This is a genomic window from Massilia sp. 01N417 (assembly GCF_056399645.1).
Map to the genome: position 1 here is coordinate 123,293 of NZ_JBFTRS010000016.1, position 12,660 is coordinate 135,952.

The 12,660-nt window shown below is 58.7% G+C and carries 9 protein-coding genes, 1 tRNA gene and 3 pseudogenes; 5 read left to right on the forward strand and 8 right to left on the reverse strand.

The genetic code is table 11. The features are described from left to right. Positions 1-41 precede the first annotated feature (41 nt). Together murI and AC1DOQ_RS17605 are read left to right on the forward strand one after the other, a co-directional pair. A complete protein-coding gene (gene murI / locus AC1DOQ_RS17600; protein WP_477366956.1) occupies positions 42-905 on the forward strand; it encodes a glutamate racemase in 864 nt (287 codons plus the stop codon). A gap of 74 nt (positions 906-979) precedes the next feature. Further along, positions 980-1,055 (forward strand) — tRNA-His (locus tag AC1DOQ_RS17605). A gap of 387 nt (positions 1,056-1,442) precedes the next feature. Here AC1DOQ_RS17605 and AC1DOQ_RS17610 read toward each other — a convergent pair. Further along, positions 1,443-2,870 (reverse strand): annotated as a pseudogene (locus AC1DOQ_RS17610) (IS1182 family transposase); the annotation flags it as partial. A 160-nt stretch (positions 2,871-3,030) separates the two neighbouring features. Between AC1DOQ_RS17610 and AC1DOQ_RS17615 the strand changes: the two are divergent. Then, positions 3,031-3,909 carry a class I SAM-dependent methyltransferase gene (locus AC1DOQ_RS17615; RefSeq protein WP_477366959.1) on the forward strand — a complete coding sequence of 293 codons (879 nt, stop codon included), beginning with the start codon at positions 3,031-3,033 and terminating at the stop codon, positions 3,907-3,909. 221 nt (positions 3,910-4,130) lie between these two features. After that, positions 4,131-4,331, forward strand: a pseudogene (locus AC1DOQ_RS17620) (transposase); the annotation flags it as partial. Positions 4,332-4,367: 36 nt separating this feature from the next. On the opposite strand, the pseudogene AC1DOQ_RS17625 reads toward AC1DOQ_RS17620, so the two are convergent. Then, positions 4,368-5,201 (reverse strand): annotated as a pseudogene (locus AC1DOQ_RS17625) (IS3 family transposase); the annotation flags it as partial. Positions 5,202-5,307: 106 nt separating this feature from the next. Here AC1DOQ_RS17625 and AC1DOQ_RS17630 point away from each other — a divergent pair. After that, the gene (locus tag AC1DOQ_RS17630) at positions 5,308-5,919 is read left to right on the forward strand and encodes a helix-turn-helix domain-containing protein (RefSeq protein ID WP_477366962.1); all 612 of its coding nucleotides are present in this window, start codon (positions 5,308-5,310) and stop codon (positions 5,917-5,919) included. A gap of 160 nt (positions 5,920-6,079) precedes the next feature. On the opposite strand, the gene AC1DOQ_RS17635 is transcribed toward AC1DOQ_RS17630, so the two are convergent. From AC1DOQ_RS17635 to dusA, 6 genes are all read right to left on the reverse strand, one after another. Then, positions 6,080-6,763 (reverse strand): WbqC family protein, encoded by a 684-nt coding sequence (locus AC1DOQ_RS17635; RefSeq protein ID WP_477366965.1) that lies wholly within the window; start codon positions 6,761-6,763, stop codon positions 6,080-6,082. A gap of 390 nt (positions 6,764-7,153) precedes the next feature. Beyond that, positions 7,154-7,978, reverse strand: coding sequence for an IS630 family transposase (locus tag AC1DOQ_RS17640; RefSeq protein ID WP_477366968.1), 825 nt, complete (start codon positions 7,976-7,978; stop codon positions 7,154-7,156). 488 nt (positions 7,979-8,466) lie between these two features. Beyond that, on the reverse strand, positions 8,467-8,841 hold the full coding sequence (locus AC1DOQ_RS17645; protein WP_477366971.1) for a YXWGXW repeat-containing protein: 375 nt from the start codon (positions 8,839-8,841) through the stop codon (positions 8,467-8,469). A 174-nt stretch (positions 8,842-9,015) separates the two neighbouring features. Further along, positions 9,016-9,357: an energy transducer TonB gene (locus tag AC1DOQ_RS17650; RefSeq protein WP_442122509.1), complete on the reverse strand. Its 342-nt coding sequence runs from the start codon at positions 9,355-9,357 to the stop codon at positions 9,016-9,018. Between the two features lie 76 nt (positions 9,358-9,433). Then, positions 9,434-11,242, reverse strand: coding sequence for a methyl-accepting chemotaxis protein (locus AC1DOQ_RS17655; RefSeq protein ID WP_477366974.1), 1,809 nt, complete (start codon positions 11,240-11,242; stop codon positions 9,434-9,436). Between the two features lie 345 nt (positions 11,243-11,587). Then, the gene (dusA, locus tag AC1DOQ_RS17660; protein ID WP_477366977.1) at positions 11,588-12,649 is read right to left on the reverse strand and encodes a tRNA dihydrouridine(20/20a) synthase DusA; all 1,062 of its coding nucleotides are present in this window, start codon (positions 12,647-12,649) and stop codon (positions 11,588-11,590) included. Positions 12,650-12,660: the final 11 nt, after the last annotated feature.

Below are 12,660 nucleotides of genomic sequence, written 5' to 3' on the forward strand. Positions count from 1 at the left end.
CCCCCAGGCATGGTAGGGCCGTCGCGTGCTACCATCTCCGCATGAATCTGCCCTACCTGCCCAGCGACGCCCCGGTCGGCATCTTCGATTCCGGTGTCGGTGGCCTCTCGATCCTGCGTCATATCCGCGCCCAGCTGCCCCACGAACACCTGATCTACGTGGCCGATTCCGGCTTCGCCCCCTACGGCGACAAGCCCGAACAGGTGGTGGCCGAACGTTCGCTGGCCATCGCCCGCTTCCTCGCCGCCCGCGGCGCCAAGGCCCTGGTCGTGGCCTGCAACACGGCGACCATCGCCGCCGTGAAGCTGCTGCGCGCACGCTTTCCGGAGATGCCGATCGTCGGCGTCGAGCCTGGCCTGAAACCGGCGGCGGCGGCCAGCCGCAACGGCAAGATCGGCGTGCTGGCCACCGAGCGGGCCCTGGCCGGCGCCAAATTCCTGAAGCTGCGCGACGAGATCGCGCAAACCACCGGCGCCGAATTCCTGCTGCAGCCCTGCAAGGGCCTCGCCGACCAGATCGAATTCGGCGAACTCGATTCGCAGGAAACCTCCGCCATGCTGCGGCGTTACATCGTGCCGCTGCTGGCGCAAGGCGCCGACACCCTGGTGCTCGGCTGCACCCACTACCCGCTGGTGCAGGCCTCGATCGAACGGGTGATCGAGGACGAAGGCGTGCGGGGCGTGACCGTCATCGATACCGGCGAAGCGGTTGCCCGCCAGCTGGGACGCCTGCTGGAAACCGGCGGCCTGCTGCGCTCTCCAGACGCAAACGCGCCGGCCCGCCTGCAAGCCTATACGAGCGCCAGCGCCACGGCCCTGTCGGCGGCGTTCAACAGCCTGATCGGTATCGATCCGCCGGTGGAAGAGACCGGCTTCGACCTGCCGCGCACTGCTGGGCACATTTAGATTTGCCAGATGGGGAAGGTGCCGCTATAATCTCGTTCTGTCTCGGCAACAACGAGACAGCAAGTAAGACAGTGGTGGCTGTAGCTCAGTTGGTAGAGTCCAGGATTGTGATTCCTGTTGTCGTGGGTTCGAGTCCCATCAGCCACCCCAATAAATTCAAGCACTTAGCCCATTCTTCGGAGTGGGCTTTTTGCTTTCTGGAGTCCGTGTAGGCATCATGTAGGTTTTTGAGTGATGCCGGTTTTCATTACGTACGGATGCTCTCGAGTAGCTCAACACTCTGGCAGGATGCTTATCAGTCCGTCTGCGCGCACGGCCGTCATCTTAGCGACCAGACTGCGCTCGGATACGTCCGCTGTCGACCCAGGCCGTGTAAAAACGTGAAATCGGGCTGCAGGGCCAGCTACTGCAATGATTCAGTTAATTGTGGAGTGCCAGGACGGACTGTGGCGCCCCGTGACCTCTGTCCGAAGCCTTCGGTCGTCCGGGTAAGCGAAGCCTCCATCGCAAGTGAAAACGATGCAGAAAATGGGCATAGGCCCGGATCGCTTCCCGCATGCCGGTGACGCCGAGACCCGCTTTCAATCTCCGGAAATTATAGGCGAGCACGTGCAGACTCATCTCGGTTGCGACGCGCTCCAATCCTTTCGTTAGGAAATGTGTCACCCCCATCCAGGACTTGATCGTCCCGTACGGATGCTCGACTGAGGAACGCCGAATTCGCACGGCATCAGGATTCTGCTCCAGGCGCATCTGCATCTCGTCGAGCACATCTTGATGCTCCCAGCGAGACACTCGCCGTTGCGCACTCGGCGTGCACTTGTCCTTGAGGGAGCATCCCTGGCAGTTCGAACTCCAATACCGGTGGTTCTTCATGTCCTTTTCGATACTCGCAAAGCGCCAAATCAGCGCTTGTCCGGCCGGACAGCGAAACCCGTTTTTCTCTGCGTCGTAAATGAAGTCGGCCTTGTCAAATCTACCGTCGGCCTTGGCGCCGGATGTCTTCGTCGCTGGAACCAGGGCGGTGATACCGGCTTCCTGACATGCCAGGATTTCCTCGCCCTTGAAATAGCCGCGGTCGGCGATTGCAGTGAGCGTCGTGCTACCGACAGCGCTGCGCGCCTTCTTGGCCATGCCGGACAATTGGTCGCGGTCGCTACCGTTATTCGTCACCTCGTGTTCGACGATCAAGTGATGCTTGGCGTCGACGGCTGTCTGCACGTTGTATCCAACGATGCCCGAGCCGCGAGTCCTCATCGAGCGAGCGTCCGGATCAGTCAGCGAAATCTGTGTTTCCCCTGTCTCTTTCAGCTTCGCTTCAATTTCCTTGAGCGCGGCCATCTGCAACTTCAGTGCGGCAATTTTGTCGTTGAGGCGGACAGTTTTTGCTTGCCTGGCGGCCGGCTCCTGTCGGTCGGCCGTGTCGAGCTCAATCAGGTAGCGGCTGATATTGGCTTCAATCTCCTGCATGCGGTGCTTGACCTTGGCATCAGTGAAGTTGCGATCGCTGCTGTTGACGGCCTTGAACTTGCTGCCATCGATCGCTACGACCGCATCCGAAAACAGATCCAGTTGCTGGCAAACCACAACGAACTGACGGCAGACATTGCGAATGGCCTTGCCGTTGTCCTTCCGGAAGTTGGCAATCGTCTTGAAGTCCGGCGCAAGGCGCTGGGTCAGACACATCAATTCGACATTGCGCTGGGCTTCTCGCTCAAGCCGACGACTAGACTGGATGCGGTTCAAGTAGCCATAGATGTAGAGCTTTAGGAGTACAGTCGGATGATAAGCTGGCCGCCCCGTTTTCGCAGGCTGTACGCGCTTGAACCCGAGGCTGGTCAGCTCCAGCTCTTCGACGAAGACATCGACCACACGCACCGGGTTGCCCTCGGCCACGTAGTCGTCGAGAAGCTCGGGCAGCAGCGTGCCTTGCCCTCGATCTTCGCCTTCGATAAACCGCTTCATTTCGCACCCGTATTGATGAGATACTGCGTTAACGTTTACCGGGCCCGGTCCGTTTACCTGGGATTACGTTTTTACACGGCCTGGGCCATGAGCGGACGTTTGGCACGCTGATCAAGCGTAATGCAGATATAGGCAATTAACAGCTACGTCAAGGATGAGAATGTTCGATAATAAAAATGCGCCGCATGATTCACACCCGTGCAAAACATATTTTTGCTTAATTTGCAAATCAGACACTCACTACTACTTTTCCAAACAGTACTCGACTTTTCCGGGCAGTCCTTTTAAGACTATGTTGAAAGTCGACTATTACAAGTGCGAGCACTGCGGCTTTGTTGCATCAGAAACACATCGGCAAATGAGTGAAACCGAATGGACGCAACTTAATTCCAGTTGGCACCATCATTTTGCGAAAAATTCTGAAGCCAGCCCGACTAATCAACCACCGTATGCCGATCAAGCACTCGCCCTGATGCTGCTCAGCAAAAACAACATCATCAATATCAATGATGCTTTGGACTACGCCGCAGGGTACGGAACCATGGCAAAGGCGTTAAAGAAGTACTTTGGCGAGGATATATTTGTATACGACAAGTATATTCAAGACAAAGAAGCGGATCTACGCTACATAGACGAGAGTGAGCTAAGAAAATACAAACTCGTCATCAACAGCGCCATGTTTGAACATATTCTGGAAAGGGAGCATTTAGACTACGTCAACAATCTCGTAGATGTGGACGGCGTTCTGATGCTGCATACCCTCGTGTGCGAAAACGTCCCGGCAGATCCGAACTGGTTCTATATCACGCCGATGGTTCACACGGCATTTCATACGAATAAAAGCATGGATATTTTAATGAAGCAATGGGGATATGTGGCATCGGTATATTCACCGCAAGCAAAGTGCTGGTTCCTATTTAAAAATGATTCTCCAATTCTTAAAGATTTGGAGAACACAATCGAAAGCATAAACAGTGAACTTCAAACAAAATACTTTTATTACAAAAACGGGTTTATGGATTATTGGAAGGGATTCTAAAAACTTCTAACGAAATTCATGAATTGCTTTGATTGCGGTCATCTTGCACGCTAAAAGCGTGCTGACCGTCTGCGGCCACTTGGTCAGTCAAATATTTCTCTATTTGCTGCACATGCCAGGATGGCCGCTTCGGGTCCAAGCTATGTAAAAACGTAAGGTCGCGTAAACGAAACCGTATCGGTAAACGTTGAGCCAGTATCTCATCATCACTACGGTGCCACATGAAGCGCTTTATCGAAGGCGAAGATCGCGGACAAGGGACGCTGCTTCCTGAGCTGCTGGACGACTACGTAGCTGAGGATAATCCGGTTCGTGTGGTCGATGTATTTGTTGAAGAACTCGATCTTTCCAGCCTTGGATTCGAGCGCGTGCACCCCGCCAAGACTGGAAGACCGGCTTACCACCCCGCCGTGCTGCTCAGGTAATCCCTCATTTTTAGAGCGGGCTAAAAGTAGAGGTTAAGCGGCAAGGGCAAGTTTCTGTTTTGGTGTGATACCGCCGAGTGCCATATTGGGCCGGTCGTGATTGTAGGTCCACAGCCAACGAGTGGCAAATTCCTGGATCTCGTCGAGCGTTTCAAAGAGGTGATGCGCCAGCCAATCGTAGCGCACAGTCCTGTTGTAACGCTCGACGTAAGCATTTTGCTGAGGCTGGCCGGGCTGGATGAAATCGATGCGGATTCCATGTCTTGCGGCCCAGGTCAACGTGACCGCGCTGATGTATTCCGGACCCTTGTCGCAGCGGATCGCATTCGGTTTGCCGCGTCATTCGATAATCCGATCCAGTGACCTGATCACGCGTTCGGAGGGCAGCGAGAAATCGACGTCGATTCCCAAGCCTTCTCGATTGAAGTCATCGATGACGTTGAACAGGCGGATGCTGCGTCCATTGGCAAGCTGGTCATGCATGAAGTCCATCGACCAGCTCTGGTTGATCGCGGTCGGCACCGCCAACGGCAGCGGCTTTTCGCGCACCAGACGATGGCGCGGCTTGATCCGCAGGTTCAGCTCAAGCTCCCGATAAATCCTGTAGACGCGCTTGTGGTTCCATCTAAACGCTTTGACGTTGCATAGATACAGGAAGCACAGCCCGAAGCCCCAGTTGCGCTAGTTGTTCGTCAGCCGCACCAGCCAATCCGCAATGACGCTGTTTTCGGCGTCCAGCTTGGCCTTGTAGCGGTAGCAGGTCTGGCTGATTCCAAACGCCCGGCATGCCAGGTTAATCGTGGCTGAGCGCTGTGCCACGGCCCACTGCGCCATCTCTCGCCGCTGAGATGGCGCTACCATTTTTTTGGTTCATCGCGGGTTTCCGGGATGAACCTGTTGTAAACGCAAGAGAGCAGTAAGGAAGAGTTATTGTGTTTGTGCGACCAAACCCAATTCCCAACCTACCGCTCTCATGTCAGATCATATTGCCTCGCTCCGGTTCTGGGAAGGTTTTTCCGTCACCTCGTCCATTCAGTCAGGCCAATCGGTATCGATTTGCCTCGAGCCTTGCCCTTTCGCGGCACGGGTGTGCAGGCATTGTTCGAGCGTGGCACCGAAGGTGCATGATGTCTGCTGGCGTACCGTGCGGGATTTGCCAGTGGTGGGTTATGCGCTGACGCTGGAAGTAGCGGTGTACCGGGTCAAATGCGATGGCTGTGGGCGTACCGGAAGCCAGCATGTCAGTTGGCTCGATCCACATTCCAGGGTGACGCGCCGTCTCGCGGCGTTTGTGGCACTGTGGAGCGAGCGTATTCCTCTTACCCACGTTTGCCAGCTGACTGGCCTGCACTGGAGTACCGTGCGGCAGATTCACCAGCAGGCGCTGGAGCGCAAGCTTGCCGCGTTACCCGAGGCACATCCGAGGCGTCTGGTCATGGATGAATTCGCGCTGTTCAAGGGCCATGGCTACGCCACAGTCGTGCTCGATGCCGACAGCAGGCAGGTGCTCTGGGTCGGCGAAGGCCGTAGCCGTGAAGCCATCCGGCCTTTCTTCACCTGGCTGGGCGCCAAGCCGAATAGCTGACGTACTGGCCGTTCTGGTCAGGCGGGGGCACGAAAAGTAGACCCGCACATAGGTGTTACGTACCAGGGTGGCCGGGGCCTGGGCGAATTCCTGCAGCCAGGGCCGCCCGCCAACCTCTTGTGGAGTGAATACCTTCCCGAGTTTTTTCCATTGAAACATGTCAGATCAAGTCATAGTGGCTGTGGACCCAGTCGCGGACCGTGTCGAGCGGGTTGAACATCAGGACGTCGACAATCGACAGCCAGGGTACGAAGGGGGCACCGAACTGCGGATAGCTGAGCGGCCTGGAACGGATGAAGCGCAGCGCGATGCCATGCTGGGCGAACGCTGGCGGCGAATACAGCTCGAGCCCGCCGATTGCATTGACGTAGGTCCCGGCGCCGAGCGCCTGGCACAGCGCCAGCACCTTGTCCTGGCCCTTCAGACTGTGGTCGATGCCGACCGTGGACGAAATGCGGATGGGGGTGCGAATGCCGAGGTGGGCGCAGCAGGCCAGCAGCGCCTGGTGCAGGAACCGGAACAGGTTGACTTCGGGGCTGTGCGCGATCTGCTCGAGCAACGGCAGCGTTTGCGCATAGCCGGGGGCGTGCCGGTACGCTCCCTTGAGCTGGGCCAGCCATTTGTGCGGATCGGGCGCCACGGCCAGCGCACGCTGGTCGACGTTCAGGTGATCGGCGCCCTGTTGCAGGGGCAGCGAGAACATCACGTCCTGGCCGTCGCGCAGCATGCGGTTCCGGTTGATCCAGCCTTTTTTCGTGTACTTGATGTTGTCGTATAAAACAAACAGATCGCAGCTGGCAATCAGTTGGAAGTAGCCGATATACGGCAGAAAGTAGGGCTGCATGACCGCTACCGTCGGCGCCCTGTCCGCGTGCGCGCACGCGGGCCCGCCAGGGGCGAATGGCTCGGTGGACGTAGGGGGGACGGGGGACTGGGCGCTCATGACTTCCATCAACGGGATTGTACTGTAGCAATTCTATCGCGTCGGCGCGCTGGCCTACGCAATTTGGGCCAGCTATTTTTCTTTACGGCATCTTTTTACTATTAAATTATTGCCTGTTGACATTACGCATCGGGCGCTTTTGTTGCGTCGGGAGCCCGCCTGTGTATCTTGCACAAGTTCCCAATAGACATTTCTGCAAGCGCGAAATTATTGCTGCAATGTTATTAGGGAGGTCTTATGCCATTGCGGACTGTTGTTTTGAATGTTGATGACCACGATGCGGCTAAGTAGTCAGGAAAAATTTACTGTGAATTCTGTCCCAAAACCTTTCATCAGAGATCGGATTTCGTCGAGCAGTGCTGCGCCGTTCATGGCGACAAAACGACGCCAGAAGTACTTGGCGTGCTTCCAGACGATCTCAATGCGGTTGAGTTCTGGGCTATAGGGCGGTAAGTAGTAAAGGTGCAGACCCTGACGTGCCCAGCCTCGCCGCTTTTTCTCTATTGCCTCGCCTTTATGAATTGCCGCGTTGTCGAGCAACACAATGCGTGGCACCGAATGCGGTTGCTCGGCGATCTGATTGAAAAAGGCGATGACGTCTTCGCGCCTTGTCGGTCGCTGTTGAGTAGTCCACATCAGCTTGCCATCATGGCGCAATGCGCCGAGCACGTTGACCCGTTGCCGATGCGCCAGCGGCGCTACGGACCGGGTTTCACCAATTCGGCTCCAGCCGTATTGCAATGAGGGATTCGGGCTGAAACCCGACTCGTCGAAGTACAGCAATTCGCACCGTTGCTCATGGTCGGTCGGCCCAAAGCCTCGATGATCTTGCCGGTGCGCTCGAACGCCTCCTGGTTGCGTTTTTTTTAAACTGTAGCGGTAGCGCTTATAGCTGAATTTCATTTCCTTGAGATAGCGCGCAGTAGTTCCGTCGCTGATCGATACGTGATCATGACGCTGCTTCAGGTGGCGCAGCAGCGCGGCAATGGTGCCGCCCTGCGAGTGCGCCAACTCGCCCAACGTTTGCTGTTGCTGTGGCGTCCACTCCCGCGGTCGCCCGTATGGCGCCCCTCGTACAGCCCTGCCAACCCAAGCTTGTTCCAACGCTGACGCCATTGCTTGGATGTCGACCGAAGTTTGGTTCTGGTCACTGAAGTAACACCTTGATGCCACGCACCGACCTTGTAACCGCCAGCCGGGTGGACCTGGCGGTGATCCTGCTGTTCGCGCTCGTCACCAGCACCGGAGCTCCATCGACCCCGCTATCAGCGCATCGGCCCTCACCCGCCGCCGGGCCATACAGCGCCCGACATGCCGGACATTCAGGCGCAAGAAACGCGGCGTTCCGGCATACAGGCAATCCACCTGGTAGATCATCGAGCGCGAACCCGTCTTCATGTTCCAGGACTGGAACGGGTGGCGGGCAGGTAACCGAGGATCCGCGCCCGCTCCAGCCGGGCCTTCGGCAGCTTCCAATCGGCAGGCGGACTGATGGGGCATTCGAGCGGGACCAGGCATACCGCGTGCCGCCGGCTTGCGCCCCCTCACCCGCAAAAACAAAAAACCAGTCGCTCGAACTGGCTTTTTGCGTCAGCGAAGACGGATTACGAACGGTTCGGATTGTTCGGGCGGGCGTCGAAGCGGTTCGGGACGCCGTCGCCGTCACGGTCGCCGCGGCGCCAGCCGCCACGTTCCAGCTGCCAGCCGTTGTCACCCTGGCGCCATTCCGGACGGTGGTAGGTATAGCCCTTGCGGACTTTCTCGTAGTGACCCTTGACCCACACGTAGCGATGGCCGTTCCAGTTCCAGTAGCCGGGCGCCCATTCGTAGCCGTGGCGTGCATGCGGCACGACTTCGTGGCGCGGCGCCGGCGGTGCGGTGCGGACGACCACCACGTCACCTTTCGCGAAGGCCTGCGCCGGAACAAAAGCGGCGGTGCTGATCAGGGCTGCGGCAGCGGCACAGAGGATTCGTTTCATGATGCTTCTCCTTTCGGTTGGTGTGAGACCACTATAGCGAGCCGAAGAGCGAGACAGTGATTTTGATGCAAGTGCTTACAACCGAAACAAGAAGCGACAGATATGTAACAAGGGCAAGCCGTAAACGACAAACCGGCCTCGCGGGCCGGTTTCGTACTGCGGGCGGGACGTCGATCAGTCCAGCTTCCAGGCGTAGTCGACCTTGGTCCAGGTCTGGGCCGGTGCGCCATCCTTGGTGCCCGGCTTGAACTTGCAGGACGACAGGCCTTTCAGGGCTGCCTTGTCCAGGCCTTTGAAGCCGCTCGACTTTTCCAGCTTCGAATCTGCCACCGAACCGTCGGCATTGACCAGGAAGGACATCGAGGTCACGCCCTGCTCTTCGTTCATCAGCGAGGCTTTCGGGTATTCGACCTTGCACTTCGACGGATCGAAGCTGGCCGGGGTTTCGGCGGCGGCGGCGAAACCGGTAACGAACATACTGGCAAACAGGACTGCGGCAAATTTCTTGTTGGACATTTTTATTTCCCCTAAATAACAAAGTTTTTTTTAATGGCCGGTGCATTCACCGGCCGATTTGACGAGCCGTCCTGGCTCAGAATTCTTCCCAATCGTCGCTGGCGGCAGCCGCTGCGACTTTCTTCGAGGTCGACGATGCGCTGCCGGCTTCCGGCGCCTGCGCTTCCTCGACCTTGGCGGCCGGCTTGCGGGCGACAGCCGGCTTCTTCAGCTGAGGAGATGCGGCTGGCCGACGGGCCGGGCGGGCGACCACGGCGCGGGTTGCCACCGCGGTCGAGGCCGAGACCGGTGCGGCTGCTTCGGCGGCGGCGGCTTCTTCGCCTTCGGCCAGCTTGAAGATGCTGACCACGCGCTGCAGCTCGGCAGCCTGGTCCTGCAGGCTCTGGAAGGCGGCGGCAGCCTCCTCGACCAGGGCGGCATTCTGCTGGGTCATGCCGTCCATCTCGATGATCGACAGGTTGACCTGCTCGATGCCGGCGCTCTGCTCCGCGCTGGCGGCGGCGATGTCGCTCATGATGTCGGTCACGCGCTTGACGCTGTCGACCACTTCTTCCATGGTCACGCCGGCCTGGCCGACCAGCTTGGAACCGCGGCCGATCTTCTCGACGGAGTCACCGATCAGGGTCTTGATCTCTTTTGCCGCGGCAGCCGAACGCTGGGCCAGGTTACGCACTTCGGATGCCACGACCGCGAAGCCGCGGCCCTGTTCGCCGGCACGGGCGGCTTCCACCGCGGCGTTCAGCGCCAGGATGTTGGTCTGGAAGGCGATGCCGTCGATCACGCCGATGATGTCGGCGATCTTGCCGGCCGAGCTATTGATCTCGCCCATCGTCCCGACCACCTGCGACACCACTTCGCCGCCCTTGCGCGCCACATCCGATGCGGTGGCGGCCAGCTGGTTGGCTTCACGGGCGTTGTCGGCGTTCTGCTTCACGGTCGAGGTCAGCTCTTCCATGGCCGAGGCGGTCTTCTCCAGCGAGCTGGCCTGCAGTTCGGTACGCGAGGACAGGTCGACGTTGCCGGCGGCGATTTCACGCGAGGCGGTGGTAATGGTGTGGGTGCCGCGACGGACTTGGCTGACGATGTCGACCAGGCTGTTGCGCATCTGTTTCATTTCGCTCAGCAGGCTGCCTTTGTCCGACGACTTGGTGTCGATCGAGATCGACAGGTCGCCTTCGGCGATGCTGGTGGCGATCTTCGAGGTGTAGCCCGGTTCGCCGCCCAGCTGCTTCAGCAGGCCGCGGGTGATCACGATGGCGGCGGCCACGCCGATGGCGACGGCGACCAGCAAGGTTATCAGCATGAAGTTACGCGCGCTTGCATACTGGGCACCCGCGTCGAGCTGGGTTTGGGCGTTCTGCTTGTCTTCGCGATCGGCCAGCTGGTCCAGCGCTTCCAGCCATTTCTTCTGCGCCGGGCGGATTTCCTTGACCATCACGCGGGTAGCGTCCATGGCGTTATTCGCCAGGTAGAGTTCCGATGCCTTGGCGATGGCCGGCATGGCGACGCCTTCCGCTTCCTTGATCTGGGCCAGCAGCGCCTTTTCTTCGGTTGAAGCTTCCAGTGCGAATTTCTCGCTCAGCTTCTGCTGCAGGGCATCGTACTTGGCGGTCTGTTCCTTGAAGCGCTTGAGTTCCGGTTCCATGTCGGCCGGATCGGTCATCAGAGTCAGGGTGCGCAGCGAGGTGACGCGTTCGCTGACGTTGTTGCGCATGTCGACGACAAGACGGGTGACGACGTTGCTGACGCCGATCACGTGATCGAGCCGGCTCTGGATCTGTCCGGTGCGAACGATGCCGACGACGGTCAAGATGACCATCAGCACGAGCACGAGAGCGAAGCCCAGCGCCAAGCGCATGCCGACCTTCATGTTGGATAAATTCATTTACTGTCTTCCCTGTTCTTCAGATGATTGGATCCGCCCGGAACTTCTGCGCCGCGCGTCGCTTTTATTACTAAAAGTTCAACTTCTCCGTGAACTTTAGTGTATTTCCGTCAGGATAAATCAAAACTCGACAGTTGCAGCGAGTAAACATGACTCTACTCAATACTGTTTCGCTACTACAACAATATCAAGGGCCATGCGGGGAGAAGAGCCCGAATTATGGGTCTATTCTTTCCGTCGGGCAAGTAAAAGAGACGCGGCGCCTGTGTTTACAGGCGCCGGTGTGGTGGATTGTGAACAGGAAAAACGGCCGGGATTTGACCGTATTGAGAGAATGTCAAATTCTCACGCCGCCTTGCGCAGGCGGCCGGCAGCTTCGAGCAGCAGTTCCGGATTGCCCTCCGCCAGGCGGCGGGAATCGGACAGCAGCTGGCGGAAGCCGCGCGCGCCCGGCAGCCCGGCCATCAGGCCCAGCATGTGGCGGGTGATGCTGTTCAGGCGCAGGCCCAGCGGGCCATAGCGCTCGAGCTGCTCGCGGATATACGGAATCATCGCTTCCAGCACCTGCTCGCGCGAGGCCGGCGCGCTCGCCCCATCGCCGTAGAAACGGGCGTCCCACTCGGCCATCAGCCAGGGGTTGTGATAGGCCTCGCGCCCGATCATGACGCCGTCGACGTGCTGCAGGTGGCTTTCGATATCGTCGTTGGTCTTGATGCCGCCGTTGATGATGATCTCCAGCTCCGGGAACTCTTTCTTGAGCTCGTAGGCGACGTGGTAGCGCAGCGGCGGAATCTCGCGGTTTTCCTTCGGCGACAGTCCCTTCAGCACGGCATTGCGGGCATGGACGATGAAGGTGCGGCAGCCGGCATCGGCGATGGTGCCGATGAAGTCGCGCACGAAACCGTAGTCTTCGTTGTAGTCGATGCCGATGCGGTGCTTGACGGTGACGTCGATCGAGACCGCGTCGCGCATCGCCTTCACGCAGTCGGCCACCAACCGGGGCTCGTTCATCAGGCAGGCGCCGAACGCGCCCTTCTGCACGCGCTCCGAGGGGCAGCCGCAGTTCAGGTTGATCTCGTCATAACCCCATTGCTCGCCCAGCTTCGCGCTTTTCGCCAGGTCGGCCGGCTCGCTGCCGCCCAGTTGCAGGGCGATCGGGTGCTCGACCTCGTCGTAGCGCAGGTGGCGTTCGACGTCGCCGTAGACCAGCGCACCGGTGGTCACCATCTCGGTATACATCCAGGTGTGGCGGGTAATCTGGCGGTGGAACACGCGGCAGTGGCGGTCGGTCCAATCCATCATGGGAGCGACCGAGAGACGCCGTGCGGGCAGCCTTGCCCCGCGGACGTCCGCGCCGGTGGTGGTCTCGGTCCGATTGTCCAGACCCTGTTCAATAAGGCTTGCCATGCTGCTTATAC

Coding starts and splice junctions, on each gene's coding strand:
- murI (WP_477366956.1), top strand. CDS start 42: ATGAATCTGCCCTACCTGCCCAGCGACGCCCCGGTCGGCATCTTCGAT.
- AC1DOQ_RS17640 (WP_477366968.1), bottom strand. CDS start 7,978: ATGGCGTCAGCGTTGGAACAAGCTTGGGTTGGCAGGGCTGTACGAGGG.
- AC1DOQ_RS17630 (WP_477366962.1), top strand. CDS start 5,308: ATGTCAGATCATATTGCCTCGCTCCGGTTCTGGGAAGGTTTTTCCGTC.
- AC1DOQ_RS17655 (WP_477366974.1), bottom strand. CDS start 11,242: ATGAATTTATCCAACATGAAGGTCGGCATGCGCTTGGCGCTGGGCTTC.
- dusA (WP_477366977.1), bottom strand. CDS start 12,649: ATGGCAAGCCTTATTGAACAGGGTCTGGACAATCGGACCGAGACCACC.
- AC1DOQ_RS17635 (WP_477366965.1), bottom strand. CDS start 6,763: ATGCAGCCCTACTTTCTGCCGTATATCGGCTACTTCCAACTGATTGCC.
- AC1DOQ_RS17645 (WP_477366971.1), bottom strand. CDS start 8,841: ATGAAACGAATCCTCTGTGCCGCTGCCGCAGCCCTGATCAGCACCGCC.
- AC1DOQ_RS17615 (WP_477366959.1), top strand. CDS start 3,031: ATGTTCGATAATAAAAATGCGCCGCATGATTCACACCCGTGCAAAACA.
- AC1DOQ_RS17650 (WP_442122509.1), bottom strand. CDS start 9,357: ATGTCCAACAAGAAATTTGCCGCAGTCCTGTTTGCCAGTATGTTCGTT.